Source organism: Streptomyces sp. Ncost-T10-10d, assembly GCF_900091955.1.
In the GTDB taxonomy this organism is placed as follows: domain Bacteria; phylum Actinomycetota; class Actinomycetes; order Streptomycetales; family Streptomycetaceae; genus Streptomyces.
On sequence record NZ_FMDF01000169.1, the window covers coordinates 19708 to 41573 of the forward strand.

Annotated in this window: 18 protein-coding genes and 2 pseudogenes; 10 read left to right on the forward strand and 10 right to left on the reverse strand. The window is 71.4% G+C overall.

All coding sequences use genetic code 11. The features are described from left to right. Position 1: 1 nt before the first annotated feature. The 4 genes from GA0115254_RS30750 to mce form a co-directional block, all read right to left on the reverse strand. Complete coding sequence (locus GA0115254_RS30750) at positions 2-1036, reverse strand: ABC transporter ATP-binding protein (protein WP_093898548.1); 1035 nt, start codon at positions 1034-1036, stop codon at positions 2-4. An 86-nt stretch (positions 1037-1122) separates the two neighbouring features. Beyond that, on the reverse strand, positions 1123-2061 hold the full coding sequence (locus tag GA0115254_RS30755; RefSeq protein ID WP_093898549.1) for a coiled-coil domain-containing protein: 939 nt from the start codon (positions 2059-2061) through the stop codon (positions 1123-1125). A gap of 184 nt (positions 2062-2245) precedes the next feature. Further along, the gene (gene scy, locus GA0115254_RS30760; RefSeq protein WP_093898550.1) at positions 2246-6076 is read right to left on the reverse strand and encodes a polarized growth protein Scy; all 3831 of its coding nucleotides are present in this window, start codon (positions 6074-6076) and stop codon (positions 2246-2248) included. Positions 6077-6317: 241 nt separating this feature from the next. Next, a complete protein-coding gene (gene mce / locus GA0115254_RS30765) occupies positions 6318-6746 on the reverse strand; it encodes a methylmalonyl-CoA epimerase (RefSeq protein ID WP_093898551.1) in 429 nt (142 codons plus the stop codon). A gap of 135 nt (positions 6747-6881) precedes the next feature. Between mce and GA0115254_RS30770 the strand changes: the two genes are divergently transcribed. From GA0115254_RS30770 to GA0115254_RS30790, 6 genes and pseudogenes are all read left to right on the forward strand, one after another. Next, positions 6882-8081, forward strand: coding sequence for an acetyl-CoA C-acetyltransferase (locus GA0115254_RS30770; RefSeq protein ID WP_093898552.1), 1200 nt, complete (start codon positions 6882-6884; stop codon positions 8079-8081). A gap of 62 nt (positions 8082-8143) precedes the next feature. Beyond that, the gene (meaB, locus tag GA0115254_RS30775; RefSeq protein ID WP_176740366.1) at positions 8144-9100 is read left to right on the forward strand and encodes a methylmalonyl Co-A mutase-associated GTPase MeaB; all 957 of its coding nucleotides are present in this window, start codon (positions 8144-8146) and stop codon (positions 9098-9100) included. A 292-nt stretch (positions 9101-9392) separates the two neighbouring features. Continuing rightward, a pseudogene (locus GA0115254_RS46715) lies at positions 9393-10142 on the forward strand (serine/threonine-protein kinase); the annotation flags it as partial. A gap of 664 nt (positions 10143-10806) precedes the next feature. Then, a pseudogene (locus GA0115254_RS46720) lies at positions 10807-11082 on the forward strand (PQQ-binding-like beta-propeller repeat protein); the annotation flags it as partial. A 174-nt stretch (positions 11083-11256) separates the two neighbouring features. Then, on the forward strand, positions 11257-11841 hold the full coding sequence (locus tag GA0115254_RS30785; RefSeq protein ID WP_141720943.1) for a hypothetical protein: 585 nt from the start codon (positions 11257-11259) through the stop codon (positions 11839-11841). A 28-nt stretch (positions 11842-11869) separates the two neighbouring features. Then, on the forward strand, positions 11870-14176 hold the full coding sequence (locus GA0115254_RS30790; protein WP_093898556.1) for a protein kinase domain-containing protein: 2307 nt from the start codon (positions 11870-11872) through the stop codon (positions 14174-14176). A 20-nt stretch (positions 14177-14196) separates the two neighbouring features. Here the strand turns inward: GA0115254_RS30790 and GA0115254_RS30795 are convergent, their stop codons facing one another. Further along, the gene (locus GA0115254_RS30795) at positions 14197-14823 is read right to left on the reverse strand and encodes a PepSY domain-containing protein (RefSeq protein ID WP_093898557.1); all 627 of its coding nucleotides are present in this window, start codon (positions 14821-14823) and stop codon (positions 14197-14199) included. A gap of 118 nt (positions 14824-14941) precedes the next feature. Between GA0115254_RS30795 and GA0115254_RS30800 the strand changes: the two genes are divergently transcribed. Both GA0115254_RS30800 and GA0115254_RS30805 read left to right on the forward strand, forming a co-directional pair. Beyond that, positions 14942-15604 (forward strand): response regulator transcription factor, encoded by a 663-nt coding sequence (locus tag GA0115254_RS30800; protein WP_093898558.1) that lies wholly within the window; start codon positions 14942-14944, stop codon positions 15602-15604. Continuing rightward, on the forward strand, positions 15601-17082 hold the full coding sequence (locus tag GA0115254_RS30805) for a sensor histidine kinase (protein WP_093898559.1): 1482 nt from the start codon (positions 15601-15603) through the stop codon (positions 17080-17082). The genes GA0115254_RS30800 and GA0115254_RS30805 overlap by 4 nt, the downstream gene beginning before the upstream one ends. Before the next feature lie 19 nt (positions 17083-17101). Here the strand turns inward: GA0115254_RS30805 and GA0115254_RS30810 are convergent, their stop codons facing one another. The 4 genes from GA0115254_RS30810 to GA0115254_RS30825 form a co-directional block, all read right to left on the reverse strand. Beyond that, positions 17102-17578: a MarR family winged helix-turn-helix transcriptional regulator gene (locus GA0115254_RS30810; protein WP_093898560.1), complete on the reverse strand. Its 477-nt coding sequence runs from the start codon at positions 17576-17578 to the stop codon at positions 17102-17104. A 127-nt stretch (positions 17579-17705) separates the two neighbouring features. Next, a complete protein-coding gene (locus tag GA0115254_RS30815) occupies positions 17706-18470 on the reverse strand; it encodes an AIM24 family protein (RefSeq protein ID WP_093898561.1) in 765 nt (254 codons plus the stop codon). After that, on the reverse strand, positions 18467-19117 hold the full coding sequence (locus GA0115254_RS30820) for an AIM24 family protein (RefSeq protein WP_093898562.1): 651 nt from the start codon (positions 19115-19117) through the stop codon (positions 18467-18469). Before GA0115254_RS30820 ends, GA0115254_RS30815 begins: the two co-directional genes overlap by 4 nt. Then, positions 19117-19749 (reverse strand): AIM24 family protein, encoded by a 633-nt coding sequence (locus GA0115254_RS30825; protein ID WP_093898563.1) that lies wholly within the window; start codon positions 19747-19749, stop codon positions 19117-19119. Before GA0115254_RS30825 ends, GA0115254_RS30820 begins: the two co-directional genes overlap by 1 nt. A gap of 280 nt (positions 19750-20029) precedes the next feature. Between GA0115254_RS30825 and GA0115254_RS30830 the strand changes: the two genes are divergently transcribed. Beyond that, the gene (locus tag GA0115254_RS30830) at positions 20030-20380 is read left to right on the forward strand and encodes a DUF3817 domain-containing protein (protein WP_093898564.1); all 351 of its coding nucleotides are present in this window, start codon (positions 20030-20032) and stop codon (positions 20378-20380) included. Beyond that, positions 20377-20676 carry an MTH1187 family thiamine-binding protein gene (locus GA0115254_RS30835; protein WP_093898565.1) on the forward strand — a complete coding sequence of 100 codons (300 nt, stop codon included), beginning with the start codon at positions 20377-20379 and terminating at the stop codon, positions 20674-20676. The genes GA0115254_RS30830 and GA0115254_RS30835 overlap by 4 nt, the downstream gene beginning before the upstream one ends. 65 nt (positions 20677-20741) lie before the next feature. On the opposite strand, the gene GA0115254_RS30840 is transcribed toward GA0115254_RS30835, so the two are convergent. After that, complete coding sequence (locus tag GA0115254_RS30840; protein WP_093898566.1) at positions 20742-21740, reverse strand: ArsR/SmtB family transcription factor; 999 nt, start codon at positions 21738-21740, stop codon at positions 20742-20744. Between the last annotated feature and the right edge of the window lie 126 nt (positions 21741-21866).

The window sequence follows — 21866 nt, forward strand, 5'->3', positions numbered from 1 at the left end:
GTCACGCCCCCTTGCCGGTGCCGGAGGTGCCGGGTACGCCCGGCGTGCCGTTCCCGGCCGTGCGGGCGGCGGTCTGCTGGTTCCACTCGTCACCCCAGTGCGGGGCCACGGGCGGCGGTGCCTCACTGAGCTCCGAGTGCGCGTGGTACTCCACGGAGTCCGCCGTCATCTGCATGAACGCTTCCTCCAGGGAGGCCCGCTGGGAACTCAGTTCGTGCAGCACGATCTGATGCCGGGCGGCGAGCTCCCCCAGCGCCTCGGTGGTGGCGCCGTCGATCTCCAGCGTGCCGTTGCCCGTCTCGACCACGATCAGGCCCTCCTCGTGCAGCGCATCGCGCAGCCGCTCCTGCTGCGGGGAGCGCAGACGTACATAACTGCGGGAGTTCCGGTGGATGAAGTCGGCCATCGAGGTGTCGGCGAGGAGCCGGCCCTGGCCGATCACGATCAAATGGTCCGCGGTGAGGGCCATTTCGCTCATCAGGTGCGAGGAGACGAAGATCGTCCGGCCCTCCGCGGCGAGCGCCTTCATCAGATTGCGGATCCAGTGAATGCCCTCGGGGTCGAGACCGTTGACGGGCTCGTCGAAGAGCAGCACCTGCGGGTCGCCGAGCAGCGCCGCCGCGATGCCGAGCCGCTGGCTCATGCCGAGGGAGAAGCCCTTCGACTTCTTCCTCGCCACCGCGCTCAGACCGACGGTGTCCAGGACCTCCGCGACGCGGCTCTCCGGGATGCGATTGCTCTGCGCGAGACAGAGCAGGTTGTTGTACGCGCTGCGCCCGCCGTGCATCGACTTCGCGTCGAGCAGCGCCCCGATGTACTTGAGGGGTTCTTCCAGGTCGCGGTAGTGCTTGCCGTCGATGCGCACCGAACCGCTGGTCGGGTTGTCGAGATCGAGCATCATCCGCATTGTCGTGGATTTGCCCGCACCGTTGGGGCCCAGAAAGCCCGTCACCATTCCAGGTCTGACGCTGCACGAAAGCCGGTCGACCGCAATCTTGTTGCCGAAGCGCTTGGTGAGACCATCAAGCTCGATCATGCGTTCACGCTAGAACGGCCGCGCGCCCGGCGCCACCACAAGGGCGGAACCGGGCGCGCAAGAGGTACAACTGCGGTACTGCGGGGTCAGCGGGTCTGCTGAGCCGGGACGCCGCGGGTGACCGGCTCGTCGTCGGCGGGGGAGCCGGCGGCGGCCACCGCGGCACCGGTCAGCGTCGCCAGCATCTCGCGGACGTTGGTCAGCTGAGCGTTGATCGAGTCGCGGCGGTTGGTGAGCGCCGCCAGCTCGCGCTCCGACTCGCTGCGGATCCGGTCGGCCTTCGCGTTCGCGTCGGCCACGATGTCCTCGGACTGGCGCTGCGCGGTCTCCACCGTCTGACGGGCCCGGCGCTCGGCGTCCGTGCGGAGCTTCTCGGCCTCCAGGCGGAGCTGCTCGGCGCGGTGCTCGATCTCGGCGAGGCGCTTCTCGGCCTTGGCCTGACGGGACGCGAGGTCGCGCTCCGACTGGTCGCGGCGCTTGGCGAGGTTGGTCTCGAAGTCCGCGGCGGCCTGGGCGGCCTTGGCACGGGTCTCCTCGAAGAGGGCGTCCGCCTCCTCGCGCTTCTGAGCGGCGTCCTTCTGGGCCTCCGTACGCAGCGAGCCGGCCTCACCCTTGGCCTTCTCGACGATGCGGACGCCCTCGTCCTCGGCCTTCGCCTTGCGCTCGGCGGCGAACGACTCGGCGTCGTTGCGTACCTGCTGGGCGGCCGACTCGGCGAGCTCACGGTGCTGCTCGGCGGCGCGACGGGCCTCCTCGCGCAGGTCCTTCGCCTCCTCCTCGGCCAGGCGGAGAATCTTCTCCACGCGCGCGCCGAGACCGGCGTACGACGGCTCCGCGTCGTTCACCTGGGCCTGGGCGTTCTGCGTTTCGAGGTGGAGCTCCTCGATGCGCTTTTCCAGAGACGTGATGCGGGCGAGAGCACTATCACGGTCGGCGACGAGCTTGGTAATGCGGTCATCCACCTGACCGCGGTCGTATCCACGTCGCACGAGCTCGAAGCCGAAGGGGGAGGAAGGGTCGCTCATGAGGTTCCTGTCGAATGAGACCGGTGAGGTGTTAGAGGGAATCCTAGGGGCCCGAGCGGCGTGTCATCGAGCGGATGCCCGTTTGATCTGGAGAATGACACCCCTTTTGAGTGGCTAACCGCCGCAACTCTTGCCACTCGGAGGGTTGAACGTCCTTGACGAAGCACGGGAGATGACAGGGCGACTAGCTCTCGGACGACTTGCCACCCGATCGAGTGCCTGCTGAGGCACCGGCTTTGACGCCACCGGCGGAGCCGCCACCCGCACCCTTGCCGCCGGCCGCAGGCGTCTCGAACGACTCCAATGCCTCCAGCACGTCCTGGACACGGGAGATTTCGGTGTTGATGTCCTCGCGCCGACGCACCAGCAGATCGAGCTCGCGCTTGCCCTCGTCCACCGTACGCTTCGCCTCGACCTCGGCGTCGGCCCGCAGCTTCTCGGCCTCACGGACCAGCGTGGCCTTCTTCTGCTCGGCCTCCTTCAGCAGCGCCTCGGCCCGCTTCACCGCCGCGATCCGGACCTTGCTCGCCTCCGAATTGGCGTCCGCCAGCAGCTCCTTGGCCTTGGCCGCCGCCTCGTCGCGCTGCTCGGTCGCCGCCTTCATCAGGTTGTCGACGCGCTCGCCCGCCGTCTTCATCTGCTCGGAGGTCTCCCGCCGGGCCCGGTCGTGCAGCTCCTCGATCTCGCTCTCGATCCGGGTCCTGAGCTCCTCGGCACGCTCCCGGATGGCCGTGGCGTCCCGGCGCGCGCCGACCAGCAGCTCGTCCGCGTCCGTACGGGCGCGCTCCACCAGGGAGTTGCCCTCGACGGTCGCCTCCGAGGTGATCCGCACGGCCTCCTTGCGGGCCACGCCGACCATCGTGTCGGCCTGTTCCTCGGCCTCGGTGGCGGCGCGCAGCGCCTCCTCCTGGGCCTTGTTGATGAGCTGGTCCGCCTGCTCGGCGGCATCGGCACGGCGCTTCGCCGCGGCCTCCCGCGCCTCGTCGAGCAGCCGGTCGGCCTCCTGACGGGCCTCGGCACGCATCTGCTCGGCCGCCGCCTCCGCGTCGGCTCGTACCCGCTCCGACTCCTCGCGGGTGCGGGCCGCGTGCTCCTGCGCGGCGCCGACGGTGGCCGCCGCCTCCGCGCGCATCCGCTCGGCCGCGTCCGCGGCCTCGTCGCCCACCCGGGCCGCCTGCTGCGTCGCCTCGTCGACGAGCTCGCGGGCCTGCTGCGTCGACTCCGTACGGATCCGCTCGGCCTCGCTCGTCGCCTCGCCCACCAGCCGGTCGGCCTGGGTCGCGGCATCGGAACGCATCCGGTTGGCGTCCTCGCGGGCCTCGGCCCGGCTGCGGGCCGCGTCCTGCTCGGCCGAGGCCAGCGCGTCGGAGGCCTCGGTACGCATCCGCTGGCTGTACTCCGCGGTGTCCGCGCGCAGCCGCTCCGACTCGGTGATCGCGTCGGAGACGGTCCGCTCGGCCATCGCCTTCGCGGCCTCGGACTCCTCCTGCGCCTCCCGGCGGATCCGGGCCGCGTCCTCGCCGGCCCGCTCCCGCTCCGCGTGCGCATCGGCGCGGACCCGGTCCGCCTCCTCCTGCGCCTCGGACTTCGTCCGTTCCGCGACGTGCTCGGCGGCGGAGCGCAGCCCGGCGATCTCCTCCTCGGCCTGCTCCTGCAGCCCGCTGACCGAATCCCGTACCTGCTGGGCCGTCTGCTCGGCCGTGGAGACCAGCTCCGTCGCCCGGCTGTCCGCCTCCTCGACCAGACGCTGCGCCTCGGCCTGCGCCTCCTCGACCCGCTTGCGGGCGGAGGCGAGCAGCTCCTCGCTCTGCTCGCGGGCGCGCTCGCGCTCCTGGTTCGCCTCGGTGCGTGCTCCGTCGAGGGTCTCCTCGGCCTCCCGGCGACGCCGGTTCGCCTCCTCCTGCGCGGCGGCCAGCGCCTCGGCGGCCTCCGTGCCCACCCGCTCCGCGGCAGCGGCTGCCTCGGAACGCACCCGGTCGGCGCTCTCCTGTGCCTCGGACTTGAGCCGCTCCGCCTCGGCGGCCGCCTCGCTGCGCAGCCGTACGGCGGCGGACTCGCCCTCCGCACGCGAGCGTGACGCATCCGCCGCGGCCTCGTCGCGCAGCCGCTCCGCCTCGGTCTCCGCCTGCTCCTGCAGCGCTCGCAGCCGTTCGGCGGCCTCCGCGCGCAGCCGCTCGGACTCCTCGTTCGTCTCACGCCGGATGCGCTCCGCCTCGGCGCGCGCGTCCGTGAGCGCCTGCTCGGCGGTGGTGACCCTGGTGTCGGCCTCGGTGTGCAGCCGGGTCAGCTCGTCGGCCGCCTCCGCCTGCCGGGCCGCGACCGCACGCTCGGTCTCCTCGCGCAGCTCCGCCGCCGCCTGCTCGGCCGCGGTGGTGGTGGACCGGGCCTGCTCCTCGGACTCGGTGCGCAGCTGCTCGGCCTCGCCGCGGGCGCGCTCCAGGGCCTCCTCGGCCTGCTTGCGCAGCGCGGTGGCGCGCTCGGCCGCTTCGGTGCGGACCCGCTCGCTCTCCGTGCCCGCGGTGGTGCGCAGCTCCTCCGCGTCCGCCTTCGCCTTGGACAGCAGCTCCTCGGCGGTCTTCGCGCCTTCCTCGATCTGCTGGACGGCCTCGCGGCGGGCCTCGCCACGGATCCGCTCGCCCTCGGCGACCGCCTCGGAGCGCAGCTGCTCGGCCTCGCCGCGCAGCCTGCGCGCCTCCTCCTGCAGCTCGACCGTCTTGGCCCGGTACTCCTTGGTGTCGTCCTTGGCCGCGCCCTTGAGCTGATCGGCCTGCTCGGCGGCCTCGCCGCGCAGCCGGTCCGCCTCGGCCTCCGCCTCGCCGCGGATCCGGTCGGCCTCCTCGCTCGCCGCCCTGGTGGTGGACTTCGCATCCTCGGATGCCTTGGTCAGCACCTCCTCGGCGGCCCTGGCGGCCTTGGCGAGCTGGGCAGCGGCGTCCTCAGCGGCCGCCGTGCGGGCCTTCTCGGCCGCCTCGGACTTCAGCCGGTCCGCCTCGGCGCGGGCATCGGCGAGCGCCTGCTCGGCCTCGGCCTTGAGCGACTCGGCGTCCTTGGTGGCCTCCCCGACCAGCCGGGCGATCTCCGACTTGGCCGTACGGGTGCGCTGCTCGTTCTGCGACTCGGCGGCGGCCAGTCGCTTGACGGCGGCCTCCTTCGCCTCGCTGGTGACCTTCTCGGCCGCGAGGCGGGCCTCGCGCAGCTGGGTCTCGGCCTCCTGCATGCGCTGCTCGGCGGCCCGGTTCAGTTCGGCGGTCTGCTGCCGGGTCTGCTCGGTCTCGGCAGTCGTCGACGTACGCAGCTGCTCGGCGTGGCTGGTGGCCTCCTGCGCCTGGCTGGAGGCTGCGTTCAGCATCCGCTCGACGTCCTTGCGGGCGCGCAGCAGGATCGACTCCGCCTCGGCACGGGCGGACTCCGCCTCGGAGCCGAGCCGCTGCCGGGTCTCGTCCGCCAGCCGGCCCGCCTCGGCGCGCGCGGCCGCCAGGGACTGCTCGGCCTCGGCCCTGGACTCCTCCAGCAGCCGACGTGCCTGGGACTCGGTCCTGGCCCTGAGCTGCTCGGCCCAGGCGACGTTCTCGTTGACATGGGACTCGACGGTCTGACGGCGCTCGGCCAGCTCCTGGTCGAGCTGCTGGCGCCGCTGCACGGCCTCGTTGTGCAGGTCGGCCTGGAGCCGCGCCTGGTGCTCGGCATGCTCCTGCAGGATCCGCTGCGTCTGCGCCCGGGCGTCACGGAGCTCCCGCTCCGCGTCGGTCCGCAGCTGCTCGGCCTGGATCTGGGCATTACGGAGCAGCTGTTCGGCCTGGTAGCCGATGTCCGCGCTGTCGTATGCGGGACGGGTCGCGAGATTGCGCCGAGCCTCGTGCAGCTTGGCGCGCAAGACCTCGACCTGGTAACCGAGGTCCTCGGCGTGCTGAACGGCCTTCTCCCGGTCGGTCTTCAGCCGGTCCATCTCGGCTTCGAACCGCGAGAGATGGTCGTCTTCAGCTCGGTGGCTCTCCTGGCGTTCGTAGCCCCGCACTGCGCGGTCCCATCCTTCCCCGAGCTCTCAACTTCTTCCCCAAGCTCTCAACTTCGTTCGAGCAGGGGATGCCCCATTGAGCAGGGGAGACCCCAACCCTGGTCGCAACTCTCCAGCGAGTACCGTTCGCCGGTGAACGGTCCCCCGGGGAATGGTGACAGATCACGGCTGGGGACGCGGCGCGGCCCCGACCCGGCCCCGGCCCGGAACAGCCCACTCTACCGGGCCAGGTATCCGGAGGTCAGTGCTCCGCTGCGGAGGTGACGAGTTCGGTGAGGACTCCGTGGCAGTCCTTGGGGTGCAGGAAGGTGATCCGGGACCCCATCGAACCGGTCCTGGGCTCGTCGTACAGCACCCTGACCCCCTTCTCCCGGATGTCCGCCGCGTCGGCGTCGACGTCCGCGGTGCCGAAGGCGATGTGGTGGACACCCTCCCCGTTCTTCGCCAGCCACTTGCCCACGGCCGAGTCCTCCCGGGTCGGCTCCAGCAGCTGAAGGTAGGAAGCACCGCCGTCGGACGTATCGTTGATCTTGAGCATGGCCTCCCGGACGCCCTGCTCCTCGTTGATCTCGGAGTGGAACACCTCGAAACCGTAGGTCGAACGGTAGAACTCGACGGACTTGTCGAGGTCGAAACAGGCGATCCCGATGTGGTCGATTCGCGTCAGCATGCAACCAGTGCAGCGTGACACCGATGGTTACGCAACGTGCGCGCGATCACACCGGCTGCCGGATGACGGGCGAGGTACCGCTCAGTACATTCATGTAAACCCTCGTTCACTCCTAATCCCAAGGGGCTGCGGCTCATGTCAGGAACGACCGGTACCACCTCAGTGATCGTCGCGGGCGCGCGTACGCCCATGGGCCGCCTTCTCGGCTCGCTGAAGAGCTTCTCCGGGGCCGATCTCGGCGGCATCGCCATCAAGGCCGCGCTGGACCGCGCCGGTATCGGCGGCGACCAGGTCGAGTACGTGATCATGGGCCAGGTCCTGCAGGCCGGTGCGGGCCAGATCCCGGCCCGCCAGGCCGCGGTCAAGGCGGGCATCCCGATGAACGTCCCCGCGCTCACCGTCAACAAGGTGTGTCTGTCCGGGCTCGACGCGATCGCGCTCGCCGACCAGCTGATCCGCGCGGGTGAGTTCGATGTCGTCGTCGCCGGTGGCCAGGAGTCCATGACGAATGCCCCGCACCTGCTCCCGAAGTCCCGCGAGGGCTACAAGTACGGCGCGATCGAGATGCTCGACTCCATGGCGTACGACGGTCTGACCGACGCCTACGAGAACATCCCGATGGGTGAATCCACCGAGAAGCACAACACCCGCCTCGGCCTGAACCGCGCCGACCAGGACGAGATCGGCGCCCTCTCCCACCAGCGCGCCGCGGCCGCCCAGAAGAACGGCATCTTCGAGGCCGAGATCACCCCGGTCGAGATCCCGCAGCGCAAGGGCGACCCGGTCCTCTTCTCCAAGGACGAGGGCATCCGCCCGGAGACGACCGCGGAGTCCCTCGGCAAGCTGCGCCCGGCCTTCACCAAGGACGGCACGATCACCGCGGGCACCTCCTCGCAGATCTCCGACGGCGCCGCCGCGGTCGTCGTCATGAGCAGGACCAAGGCCGAGGAGCTGGGCCTGGACTGGATCGCCGAGATCGGCGCCCACGGCAATGTGGCGGGCCCGGACAACTCGCTCCAGTCGCAGCCGTCCAACGCCATCAAGCACGCCCTGAAGAAGGACGGGCTGGAGGTCGCGGACCTCGACCTCATCGAGATCAACGAGGCGTTCGCCGCGGTCGCCGTCCAGTCGATGAAGGACCTCGGCGTCACCCCGGAAAAGGTGAACGTCAACGGCGGCGCCATCGCGCTGGGTCACCCGATCGGCATGTCCGGCGCCCGTGTGGTGCTGCACCTCGCGCTGGAACTGAAGCGGCGCGGCGGCGGCACCGGTGCGGCGGCGCTGTGCGGCGGCGGCGGCCAGGGCGACGCGCTGATCATCCGCGTCCCGAAGTAGGAACGGCCCGGGCAAGCAGTACGTACTACACGTAGAGCACTCAGCGAGTGAACGGAGCGGTGATGGTGGACGTCCCCACCCTGGTCGAGCAGGCCCGTGCGGGCCGGCCGCGGGCCGTGGCCCGGCTCATCTCCCTGGTGGAGGGGGCGTCGCCGCAGCTGCGCGAGGTGATGGCGGCCCTGGCGCCGCTGACGGGCAACGCGTACGTCGTCGGCCTGACCGGCTCGCCCGGTGTCGGCAAATCGACATCGACGTCGGCGCTGGTCTCGGCGTACCGGCGGGCAGGCAAGCGGGTCGGCGTCCTGGCCGTCGACCCGTCCTCGCCGTTCTCCGGCGGGGCGCTCCTCGGCGACCGGGTCCGGATGTCGGAGCACGCCTCCGACCCGGGCGTCTACATCCGCTCCATGGCCACCCGCGGACACCTGGGCGGTCTCGCCTGGTCGGCACCGCAGGCGATCCGGGTGCTGGACGCTGCGGGCTGCGAAGTGATCCTGGTGGAGACGGTCGGCGTCGGCCAGTCGGAGGTGGAGATCGCCTCCCAGGCCGACACCTCCGTCGTCCTGATGGCGCCCGGCATGGGCGACGGCATCCAGGCGGCGAAGGCCGGAATCCTGGAGATCGGCGATGTATACGTCGTCAACAAGGCCGACCGGGACGGCGCGGACGCCACCGCGCGCGAGCTCAACCACATGCTGGGCCTCGGCGAGTCCCGCGGTCCGGGCGACTGGCGGCCGCCGATCGTGAAGACGGTCGCCGCCCGGGGCGAGGGCATCGACGAGGTCGTCGAGGCGCTGGAGAAGCACCGGGCGTGGATGGAGGAGCACGGAGTGCTCGCCGAGCGGCGCATGGCCCGTGCGGCCCGCGAGGTCGAGACGATCGCCGTCACGCGGCTGCGTGAGCGCATCGGCGATCTGCACGGCGACCGCCATATCGGCGCGCTCGCCGAACGCATCGTGGCGGGGAGCCTCGACCCCTACGCGGCGGCGGACGAGCTCGTGGCAGGACTCACCGGGGCCTGATCCCCGTCCGGACGGGTCCGGGAGCGGCGTGCGGGCCGCTCCCGGACCGTCCGGAGACGTCTGTACGTCGCCCGTGCGGAACCGTCGCGCCAGGTGTCTCCGCCCCTCACTGCTGAAGATGCGTCAGTTGTGGTCCGGGGGCGCGCTTTCGGTGCCGGCCGGCGCTGCGATCGGTGACGTGTCCGTGGCAGGATTGCGGCCGGATACGTGAACTGAGTGTCCGGCGTTTCATGCGTGCCGACGGGGGGAGTGGCGCATGCTGGGTCCGCTGCGGGAGGACTCGCCCAGACGGATGGGTCCCTACGGGATACGGGCCCGGCTCGGCGCGGGCGGCATGGGAGAGGTCTTCCTCGGCACCCGGGACGGAGGCGGCGAACCGGTCGCCGTCAAGACGGTCCGCCGCGACGTGGCCCGGGACCCCGGCTTCCGCAACCGCTTCCGACGGGAGATCACCGTCGCCCGGTCCGTCGCCGGCCCCCATCTCGCCCTGCTGCTCGACGGGGACGCCGATGCCGAAGTGCCCTGGCTCGCCACCGGATACGTGGCCGGTCCGACTCTGTCCGCCGCCGTCCGCAGGGCGGGTGCGATGGACGAGGCCGAGGTCCGGATGCTCGGCGCCGGACTCGCCCGGGCCCTGGCGGCCGTCCACGCGGCAGGGATCGTCCACCGCGATGTGAAGCCCGGCAATGTGATGCTCGCGTCGGACGGTCCGCGGCTCATCGACTTCGGTATCGCCCGGGATGCGGGCGCGACCCCGCTCACCACCACCAGCCGCATGGTCGGCAGCCCCGCCTTCATGTCCCCGGAGCATGTGGCGGGCAGCGGACGCGTCGTCTCCGCCTCCGATGTGTTCTGCCTCGCCTCCGTACTCTGTTACGCGGCCACGGGACGCGATCCCTTCGGGGACGGCCCGGTCGCCGCCGTGCTCTACCGGGTCAAGTACGTCGAGGCCGATCTCGGCGATGTGCCCGAGGCGCTCCGTGCCGTCCTGGCGGACTGCCTGGTCGCCGACCCCGCCTCCCGCCCCACCGCTGCGGAACTCGCACAACGGCTCACCCCCGACGCGGCCGCACGGTGGCCGGAGCCGGTGGAGCAGCACATCGCCGAGTACGAGCGCGAACTGGTCCGGGTCATGGCGCTGGGCGCCCCGCTTCTGCCCGGGTACACACCGACCGAAGCGGCCGCCGGAAGCCATGCCGCGCCCCACCAACTGCCCACCCAGGGAACCGATTTCGTCCCGGGACTGCACATCGCGCCCACCCAGGGCCCCGGCCTCGCCCAGCCGCCGCGCCGCTCCCGCCGCGCCCTGGGCGCGGTCCTCGCCGCGCTGATCGTGCTGGGGGCGGCCACCGGAGGCATCCTGGCCTGGCGCAACAACCGCACCACGCCCAACGAGGCTTCTCCCGGCGGCGGTTCACCAGCGGTCGCCGAGATCGTGGCCGGTGTGGACGAGAACGGCGGCCCGGACGGCTCGGGCACGGTCCCGTACGGACGCGAGGTCCGGCCGACGGGGTGGAAGAAGTCCTGGCAGGGCAAGTTTTCCGCGGCCCCGCTCGGCTGTTCCGCGGGCCGTGACGTGGTGGTCTGCCGACTGGTCGACGGTACGTACGAGGCGGTGTCGGCGGCCGACGGTCATCGGATGTGGACGCTCGACACCGGGCAGACCACGGGCAAGGCGGGCTGGGGGCCCCCGTGGCCAGTTCTTCATGCCGGCCAATGCCACCCGGCCCACCGTGTACGACGACACCGTGCTGCTCGCCGCGGGTGGGCGGCTGCAGTCGCTGGACGCGAAGACCGGTACGGTCCGTTGGGAGACCCGGTCCGGCGGCGCGCACGACCCGGACAGCGCGCCGGTCGTCGTCGACGGCCTGGTCTTCGCCGCCACCACATCGACGCCCGAGGGCGCGGCGCTCGCCGCGTACGACCTGAGGACCGGCGCCCGCACGTGGCAGAAGCCGCTGGCCCCGCAGGACATCTCCAGCGCCCAGAAGGGCAACTTCTGGCCGGTCGCCACCGACGGCACAGTGGTGTACGCGGTCGGCGAGGACGCACCGAAGGCCTTCCGGCCGAAGGACGGCTCAGTGCTGGGCACGGCCGGAGGCGAGGCTGTGCAGGGGGCCGGTGACAGGACGAACTCGGGATGCGGTTCGCTCCGGGTGCGGGGTCGTTTCGCCTTCTGCGCGACGTACGTCATCAACGACGACCCTTCCCGCTTCGGCAACGACGTGGCCGTGCTGCGGTTCGCAGCCGGGACGCTTCAGGCGCAGGGGCGGGTGCCGGTGGACTCCTCGCTCGTCGCCGGCGCGACGCTGACGGCACTCGGCGACCGGGTGATCACATTGCGGCGCAGCAGTGAGCACGAGTCGGACGTGCCGGACGAGCTCGTCGTCGTGGGCCACGACGGCGGCCGGGCACTCGGCCGGTTCCCGCTCGGCGGGAAGGTGGCGCAGGGGATGAGCAACCCGGTCTCCGACCCGCTGATCGTCGCGGACACGGTGGTGTGGGCGGACAGCACGACGCTGTACACGGTCCCGATCCGTTCCGACGGCACCCTGGGCTCACTCATCAGGACCCGGATTCCGGGCGCTCCGGGCCCGACCAGGACACCGACGTACGACTCCGTCACCAACGGCGTCGATCTGGAGCAGGAACTGCTCGACCCGCAGGTGCTGCCGGTCGGCGGTGTCGTGCATGTCGTGTACGACGACGGCACCGCGGTCTCGGTGCCGCTGCCCAGGTGAACCGTCGCACGATGGAGGGGACCGCGCAGTGATCGAGCCGCTTCCACCCGGCCGGGCCGCACTGATCGGCCCGTACCAGCTTCTCGGACTGCTGGGCGCGGGCGGTATGGGCGAGGTGTACCTGGCCCGGCCGGCCGGTGCGCGGGACACCTTCGCCGGGCTGGTCGCGCTGAAGACCGTGCGCCCCGATCTCGACCTCGACGACGGCTTCCGGATCCGCTTCCGCAGGGAGATCGACGCGGCGGGTGCCGTACGCAGTCCGTACACCGCGGCCCTCGTCGGCGGCGACGCGAGCGGTCGGCTGCCCTGGCTGGCGACCGAGTACGTCCCCGGTCCCTCGCTCGCCGAGGCGGTGACCCGAGGCGGGCCGATGCCCGAGCAGGTCGTACGGGAGATGGGCGCCGACCTCGCCCGCGCGCTCGCCGACATGCACGCCGTACGCGTACTCCACCGCGACCTCAAGCCCGGCAACGTGCTGCTCGGCGCCGGCGGTCCGAAGGTGATCGACTTCGGGATCGCCCAGGCCTTTGACGCCACCCAGCTGACCCGGACCGGTGTCGTGGTGGGCAGCCCCGGCTACATCTCGCCCGAGCACGTCAACGGCTCACGCGCTCTCGTACCGGCGTCCGATGTGTTCTGTCTCGGCGCGGTGCTTGCCTTCGCGGCGACCGGACGGGGGCCGTTCGACGACTCGGACATGGCGGCCGTGATCTTCCGGATCGCCCAGGGCGAGGCCGAACTGTCCGGCGTACCGCCGCAGTTGCGTGCCGTGATCGAGAAGTGTCTGAACAGCGACGCCGAGGCCCGGCCGACTCCTCGGCAGCTGGTGGAGATGCTGCTGCCGGGAGGCAGAGCGGGCGATGCCGCCGACGGGCCGTTTCCCTGGACGGAATCGATACGCGGACTGCTCGCCGCGCACGCGGCCGGGGCGCGCGCCGCCGCGGAGGCGGCTGTGCCGTCGTTTGCCGCACCACCGGTCCCGTTCCATGCCCCGGACCGCGGTGGGCCCGCCCTCGCCCCGACCCCCGTTGTGCCAGTGGCCGTGCCGGGTGACGGTCGGGGGAACAAGGGACTGTGGATCGGGCTGGCGGCAGCCGCCGTCGCGGTGTGCGTGGTGCTCGGGGCGGTACTGCTGCCGGGGCTCTTCGGCGGGGACGGCGGAGGCGACGACAACGCGGGAGGAACCGGCGGTGGCGCGGCGAATCCGACCGCTTCCGCCTCGGACGCGGCGCGGACCAAGGCCGGGCCCGTCGTCATTCCGGGCGCGGATGCGGGGCACACCGGCGACTTCGGAGCGGCCGCCGCGGATCTCGCGACCAGGCCGGCGGGCTGGAAGGCATGGGCGACCAGCATCGAGGACGGTCCGGCGGAGTGCGTACTCGCGGACTCGTCACTGGTCTGCGGCGGTCCACGCGGCATCACCGTGCTGGACGCGGCGAACGGAGAGCGGCGCTGGCAGACCCCACCGGGAAGGACGGGGACCGGCCCGGCCTCGGTGGCCGCAGTCATCGGTACAACCGTGTACGCCTTCCAGGACGGTGCCCTGCTGGCACGTGGCCTCGCCGACGGGGCCGAGCAGTGGCGGGAACCGCTGCCCGGCGACACCCGGGTGACCGATTCCGTCCAGTCCGGTGGAGTTCTCTACTACGCGACGAAGGCCACCGGCACGGGCGGCGCCCGGATCCTCGCCCGTGAACTCACCGGCAAGCACGCACTCAAGTGGCGCAAGACGTGGGACGACCCGGCCGCCGAGGCCGCACTGGCCTTCGCCGACGGCCGGCTCGTCGCGGCAGGCGACGGCATCACCGTCCTGAAGGGCGCGGACGGCACGCGGCTGAGTGGCATCGCGGCTGGTGACGTCTTGTGCCGTATGCCGGTCCTGAAGGGAAAGGACCTCCTCTGCTCCGGCTCGAACGGCCTGACGGTCGTCGACGTGACGGCCCCGCAGAACCGCCGGTCGATCGCCGCGGGCGTGGACATCGCCTACCGGCCCGCACTCTCACATGACGGCAAGGTCGTGGTGAGCAGCCGGACGAGGACGTACGCGTTCGGCCTGTCCGACGGGCGGCAGTACTGGGCGACGTACGAAGGCGGCCAGGGCATGGAAACCGTCGGCAGGCCGTCCGTGGTCGGCGACAGGGCCCTCGTCGTGGGCGGGGGCAAGGTGGAGGTCATCGACATGGCCGCCGAGGGGGATCCGGGCTGGACCGGCAACCCGTCGACCGGCTGGCCCGAGGGCAAGTCGGTCGATCCGGCGTACGTCTCGCTCGTCGCGCGGGGGAACGTCGCCTTTCTGGCCTTCGAGGACGGGACGGTCCTGTCCTACGCGCCCTGACGGTCCGGCGGACCCGGGCGTCAGTCTTCGTCGTGGTCGTCCCGGTCGTCCCCGTGGTCGTCGTCATGACGGTCATGGCCGTCGTCCGACCGGTCCGCCGTGACCTCGGCCGTCCTGGCGTCGACGTTCAGCTCGTGCCGCTTTCCGTCCTTGCCCCGGACATCGACCTCCCAGTGCAGCGCTCCGCCGCTCCGGCCGTCGCTGTCGTCCAGTTCGATCGATGTCACCGTCCCGGGTGCCGCCTTGAGCGCGGCGTCGACCGCCGCCTTCAGTGAGACGGGGGCCGACCTGGGCGCCTGCCGGTCGCGATCGCCGTCGTCGTCGGAGACGTGCTTGCCGAGCACCTTGCCGTTGCCCGCGTCCACCGTCACGTCGTGCCAGACCTTGTCGGAGCCGTACACATCGAGCTCCCAGACCGGCCTGCCGTCCTCGTCGTCCAGCTCGGCCTCGGTGACCGTGCCCGGGACGGCCCCGACGGCGGCCGCGGTCGCGTCCCCGACGCCGACGCGGGCGGTGCTGCCGCCCGCCGCGCCGCTCCTGGTGCCGCGGTCGTGGCTGTCGCCGTCCGCGAAGGCGACGGCCGTGGCGGCTGTGCCGCCGACGAGCACGGCCGCAGTGACGGCGGCGATGACGATCTTGCGCTTCATGAGGTTCCTCCCTGATCGGGTGGCCGGTTTCGACACGGTCCACACTGCCGGGGTGATGCTGAACGCAGCCTGAAGCCACCTGAAGCCGTCTTCAGGTTCCATTTGGGACCCTGTGCCCATGCGCCTGTTGATCGTGGAGGACGAGAAGCGGCTGGCGATGTCCCTGGCCGGGGGACTCACCGCCGAGGGCTTCGCCGTGGATGTCGTGCACGACGGTCTCGAAGGGCTGCACCGGGCGGCCGAGGGCGTGTACGACCTCGTCGTCCTCGACATCATGCTGCCCGGGATGAACGGCTACCGGGTCTGTGCCGCCCTGCGCGCCGCCGGCCATGAGGTGCCGATCCTGATGCTGACGGCGAAGGACGGGGAGTACGACGAGGCGGAGGGCCTCGACACCGGGGCCGACGACTACCTGACCAAGCCCTTCTCGTACGTCGTGCTGGTGGCCAGGATCCGGGCGTTGCTGCGGCGCCGGGGCGGCGGTTCCGGCTCGCCGGTGGTCACCGTCGGCTCCCTGCGCATGGACACCGCCGCTCGCCGGGTGCACCTCGGCTCGGCCGAAATCGCCCTCACCACCAAGGAGTTCGCGGTGCTGGAACAGCTTGCGCTGCGGTCCGGGCAGGTGGTGAGCAAGGCGGACATCCTGGAACACGTCTGGGACTTCGCCTACGACGGCGACCCGAACATCGTCGAGGTGTACGTCAGTGCGCTGCGGCGCAAGCTCGGCGCGGCCGCCATCCGTACGGTGCGCGGCGCCGGATACCGGCTGGAGGCGCTGTGAGATCGGTACGGGCCAGGGCCGCACTCGGTGCCACGGTCGTGGTCGCGGTCGCACTGGTCGGCGCCGGGCTCGCCGTACTCCTCGTCCTGCGCGCCAACCTCACCGACCAGGCGGGGCTGCAGGCCGAGGTGGCGGCCCGTGAGGTGGCCGGGCAACTGGCCCTCGACGTGCCGTACGACCGGCTGGAGATGCGCGAGGAGGAGGACCATCCGGTCCAGGTGACCGACGACGACGGGCGCGTGGTGGCCGTCTCCAAGGACCTGGGGGCGATCTCCGGCACCGGTACGGACCAGGTCGGGCCGGCCCCGTCACCGGCCGCGGAAAGTTCCACCGGTTCCGGCGACGACGGAAGCGACGACGGACGCGATGACAACGGACGCGACGACGACAACGGCGACGACCACGGCGGTCACGGCATCCCGGGCCGGGGTGAAGTCGACTCCGATGACCCGGACTTCAGCAACGGCACCGCCACCATCGACGGGGACACGGCCGACTACCGCTTCGCGTCGGTCCGGGCGACCACCTCGGCCGGGGTGACCCTGACCGTCCACGCGGGCGCCCCGCTGGCCGCCGAGCAGGAGGCCGTGGGCACCGTGCGCCGGGCGATGCTGATCGGGCTGCCGGTGCTGCTGCTCGTCGTCGCCGGGGTCACCTGGCTGGTGACCCGGCGGGCGCTGCGCCCGGTCGAGGGCATCCGGCGCGAGATGGCCGCGATCACCGCGTCCGAGGATCTGAGCCGGCGGGTACCGGAGCCCGGATCGCGCGACGAGATCGCCCGGCTCGCCCGAACCACCAACGAGACCCTGACGGCCCTGGAGGCGTCGGTGAACCGGCAGCGGCGCTTCGTGGCGGACGCCTCGCACGAACTGCGCAGCCCGATCGCCTCCCTGCGTACCCAGCTGGAGGTGGGTGCGGCGCACCCGGAGCTGCTGGACGTGCCGGGCGCCGTCGCCGACACCGTACGGTTGCAGGCGCTGGCGGCCGATCTGCTGCTGCTGGCCCGGCTGGACGCGGGGGAGCGGCCGGGCCGTACGGCGCTGGATCTGGGCGCGCTGGTCCATGAGGAGGTCTCGCAGCGCACCGGCGACCGGATTCCGGTGGCGGTGTCCGTGCCGGACTCCGGTGCGTTCGAAGTGGCCGGTTCGCGTGGGCAGTTGGCGCGGGTGATCGGCAATCTGCTGGACAACGCCGAGCGTCATGCTGAGCGCGCGGTGGCGGTCTCGCTGCGTGCGGAGCGGGGCGGCGTGGTCGTCGCGGTCACCGACGACGGGGCGGGGGTGCCGCCGGACGAGCGCGAGCGGATCTTCGAACGATTCGTGCGCCTGGACGACGCCCGTACGCGGGACGAGGGCGGCGCCGGTCTCGGCCTGGCCATCGCCCGTGACGTCGCGGCCCGACACGGCGGCCGGCTGACGGTGGACGGTGCGCCGGAGGGCGGCGCGCGGTTCGAGCTGTGGCTGCCGAGCGCCGGTTGAACACCGCCCCCGTCGCGCATCACACCTTGCCGCGGCGCCCCCGCAGATGATCCGCGACCGGCGCCAGTGCCGCGTGCAGGTCCGCCAGTGCCTCCGGCGTCAACAGGTCCATGAAGTGCTTGCGCACCGACGCCACGTGGTGGGGCGCCACCTTCCGCATCGTCTCCGCACCCTCATCGGTGAGGACCGCGAACAGTCCGCGGCGGTCCGACTCGCAGTTCACCCTGCGGACCAGTCCCGCGTTCTCCATGCGGGTGATCTGATGGGAGAGCCTGCTCTTGGACTGCAGCGTCGCGGCGGCGAGGTCGCTCATCCGCATGCGCTGGTCGTCCGACTCCGAGAGGTTCACCAGGATCTCGTAGTCGTTGTTGGTCAGGCCGAACGGCTGGAGATCCTTCTCCAGCTGGTGCATCAGCAGCCTGCTGACGTCCAGGTGGGTGCGCCAGGCGCACTGCTCCGCGTCATTCAGCCAGCGTGTGGCCGTCTCGGTCTCCATGTATGGATTCTACCTAAGAAGTTGAAAGCCGGACGAAGGTGGGGGAGTGTGACGCCCGGCACTCGCCCGTGGACGGGTCCGGGTGCGGGGTGCAGACGGTTCGACGTCACACTCCGCAGACTACCGTTCACAAACCGAAGCGGCGTTGGAGGTCCCCGAGCTGACCGGGCAGACGGGGTGCGGAGCCAGGTTGACCCGCACCACCCGGCACCCCGGCCTGCGCCGGCGTCGCCCCCGTCGGCTGCTCGGGCATCAGGATCTCGGTCGACTGGAGCAGCACCGTACCCGCCCCGACGAACTCGAACTGGTGCTCCTCGCCCGACGTCCCGCCGATCCCGGTCAGCGACCTGAGCCCGCCCATCACACCCGTCATGTAGCCGTGGTCGTAGTGGTGGCACGGCGAGGGGCAGTCCGCCCAGCCCACCAGCGCCTGTGGATCGACCCGCAGCGGCGGCTCCATGAACACCACCGGACCGTTGGACGCGGCCACGAACTTTCCCGTACCGATCAGTGTCAGAAAGCCCGGCACGATGGACTGCTTGAGTGCCAGGGTCGGCTGGTACGCGAGGAGGTTGCCGGACCGGATCGTCAGGTTCCCGTCCTCCAGGTCGTACGAGTTCACGTCGAAGGCGCGGTCGGCGAGGAGCATCTTGCCGCTGCCTTCGGCCACCACCCAGTCGCTCGCGTGCAGCGGCGAGTGGAAGCTCGTACGGATCAGCCGCTCGAAGCGGCCGTGGCCGATGCCGTTGAACTCGATCCGCCCGTAATAGGCGATCATCTTGCCCTTCTGCAGGAACCACTGGCTCCCCTTGAGCTCCACGCAGAAGGTGTACGAGTTGACGTTGTCGTCCGACGGCAGCGTCATCGGGTCGAAGACCACGGGCGTGCTCACAGCTTCTCCTCCGAGGCCTGGACGTACACCGCGCCACTGCCGCTCAGCTCCAGCTGGAACGCCTCGCCGGAGCCGCGCCCCACCATGTCGCGCCAGCCGAGCGCGGTGGAGAGCTTGTTGCGTACGTCGCCGTGGTGGGCGACATACGCCTGCGGGTCCACATGCACCTCGCGGCCCGGCGCGATCGGCAGCTCGATCACCCCGCCGTGGGCCATCACCGCGACCGCGCCATGCCCCTTGAGGGTGGTGGTGAACAGGCCCTGCCCGGTCACCTGGCCGCGCACCATGCCCATCACTCCGCCCTGCGAACCCATGAACATCGTGCCCTGCTGCAGCGTCCCGTCGAAGGCGAGTAGTCGGTCGGCCTCCACGTACAGGGTGTCGCCGGACAGGTTGATCACCTGGATGTGATGGCCGCCGTGGCCGAACATCACCGTGCCGCTGCCCTCCACCGTCATCAGCGGCGTCGCCTCGTTCGCCACCCGGCGGCCGATCATCGACATCACACCGCCCTGGCCGCCCTGGATGTTCGGCGTGAACGACACCTCGCCGCGGTAGGCGAGCATCGCGCCGCGCTGGCTGTACATCTTCTGGCCGGGGAGCACCGTCGCCTCGACCATCTTCGAGTTGATCTCACGGAACGGCATCAGACATCGCCCCCGATGGTGTTCCGCTCGCTCGGCTGCACATAGACGAGTCCCTCGCCCTCGAACCGGATCTGGAAGGACTCGCCCGAGCCCTCGCCCATCAGCGTCCGGAAGTTCACCCCGGACTGGAAGTGCTGTTGCAGATTGCCCTGATGCGCGATGTAGGCGCCGGGGTCGACGCACAGCGGGTACTGGGCCGAGACCCGCAGCGCCACGGCCGAACCGTCCGACATGATCGCCACCTGCCCGGTGCCCTCGACGGTGGTGGTGAACAGGCCGTTGCCCGTCGCCCCGCCACGCAGGCCGGTGAAGGTGGTTCCGGTGCGCAGCCCGGCGTCGGTGCAGAGCAGATTGCTCGCCTCGACATAGAGCTTGTCGCCGTGCAGCGAGACGAGGCTGATCTCGCTCGCCCGGTCGGCGAAGTAACAGGTGCCCTGCCCGGTCACCTCCATCACGGTCATCTGCTCGCCGGTCAGCCGGCGGGTCACCATGCCGCGCAGGCCGTCGCCGCCGCCGGTCATCTTCTTGAACGTCATCCGGCCGTCGTACGCGACCATCGAGCCGTTCTTCGCCTTGACGGCGTCACCGGCCAGGTCGACGGCGAGCGTTCTGCTGCCTTGGAGTCGGAACATTGCCACGGACCGACGGTATCGGCAGGACCCCGGCCGGGACAGGGCCCTGGGGAGGAACGGGCCCCCTGAACCGCCCCTGATACGCATCCGGTACGGGACCCGTACGCAATCGGGACGTATCCCGCACGGGGCGACGACGGAACGGGCCGGGGCCCGGCGGCGGCACGTGACCGGACACATAGGGCCCCGGCACCCGGCGCCGCCCGTGCCGATGCCACAATGGGTTCCGCTTGTGCCTGTATTCACAAGCCGTCACGATCCTCCCACCGAAGGTGCCCTCGTGGACATCAAGACCGCTACCGCCCTGCACCGGCTGCGCCTCATCTCGATTCCCGAGGCGCTCTCCTTCCCTGCGCTGATCATCTTTGGCTCGATCCTCAGCCGGGTCTCCGACATCGACTTCCTGATGATGCCGCTCGGCATCATCCACGGTGTGCTCTTCGTGATCTACGCCGTGCTGCTGCTCGATGTCTGGTCCAAGACCAAGTGGCCGCTGAAGCGCGTCGCGTTCTTCTTCCTGCTCGCGCTGCTGCCGTTCGGCGGGCTGTACGGCGACAAGGTGCTCAAGCGCTACGAGGCCGACGGCGTCATCGCCGCCCGCGCCCGCCGGGAAGGCGTGGTCAGCGCGTGATCGTCGCGTTCTCGGTCAGTCCGCTGGGCGTCGGTGAGGATGTCGGCGAGTACGTCGCCGACGCCGTCCGGGTCGTCCGCGAGTCCGGGCTGCCCAACCGCACGGACGCCATGTTCACCTCCATCGAGGGGGAGTGGGACGAGGTCATGGACGTCGTCAAGCGGGCCGTCGCCGCCGTCGAGGCCCGCGCCGGACGCGTCTCCCTCGTGCTGAAGGCCGACATCCGCCCCGGCGTCACCGACGGCCTGACCTCCAAGGTCGAGACGGTCGAGCGGTATCTCGCCGAGACGGACTGACGCTCCGTCCGACTGCGTGACCCGACGAGCCCCCGGCCCACGGCCGGGGGCTCGTCCCGCTTCTGTCACTCCCACGGGCGGTGCTCCGGTACCGCCAGCGCGATCCCGAGCGGCGTCCGCTCGTACAGCACCTGGTGTCCGTACCGGCGCGAGGTGAGCAGCCCCGCCGCGCGCAGCACCGACAGATGCTCCGACACGGAGGAGGGCGCGAGGCCCAGCCGGTGCGCGAGGGCGCTCGTCCCGGCCGGTTCGTCGAGCGCGCACAGGACATCGGCCCGCGCTCGCCCGAGCAGCCGCGCGAGCGCCTGTGGCGTACGGTCCGCGGGCCGCGTCCACAGACTGCCGATTCCGCGCGCCGGATAGATCACCGCGGGCTGCCAGGGCGGCTCGTACCCGCTCACCACATCCGGCCAGGCGAAGACGCTCGGCATCAGGACGAGGCCCTGCCCGCCGAGCACCCGGGAGTGCCGCCCCTTCATCCCGACCAGCGAGAGCGTCGAGTCCGTCCAGCTCAGCTGGGGGCTCAGCTCGCCCAGCAGCCGGGCGAAGCCGACCTCGGCGAGGCGGCGCGAGTGGTACGCGATATCCGCCTCCAGCAGCGCGCGCAGCCGCGGCCAGTCCGGCTCGACCAGCACCTGCCAGGCCTGCTCCATCAGTGCGGCCAGCTCCCGAAGTGTCCGCGCGGGATCGGCGAGCATCGCCCGCCCGGCGGGGGAGTCCAGCGCCCCCGGCTGGTCGGTGAGGGCCAGCGCCAGGTCCTCACGGATGAGCAGCGGATCGATGGCGCGCACACCGGCGATCTCCTCCTCGAACGAGGTATAGGGCCCGGCCGGCGGCGGGCAGAGAAAGTCCGGGTTGTGCCCGCTCTCCGGCATCAGCAACCAGAGCGGTGCGAGATCGAGGCCCGCGGCGGCGCTCCGGATGCGCCTCAGCCAGGGCTGGTGGTAGCCGTGCTGCCCCGGGCGCAGAACGGTGCGCACCGCGGCCTGCGTCTCCCAGAGCGGGGAGAGGGCGAACCGGCAGCGGAGCAGATCGCTCTCCTCGAAATGCAGATGGAACGGCATCGGCGGCCCCTGCGAAGATTCGGCGTGAGCCGAAAGTCTACGGAGCGGCGGGTCCGGTCCTCCAAGCTGCGGCCATGCCGAGCTACAGCCCCACCCCGGCGGGCGGCCCCCGCGACGAGGTGGCTC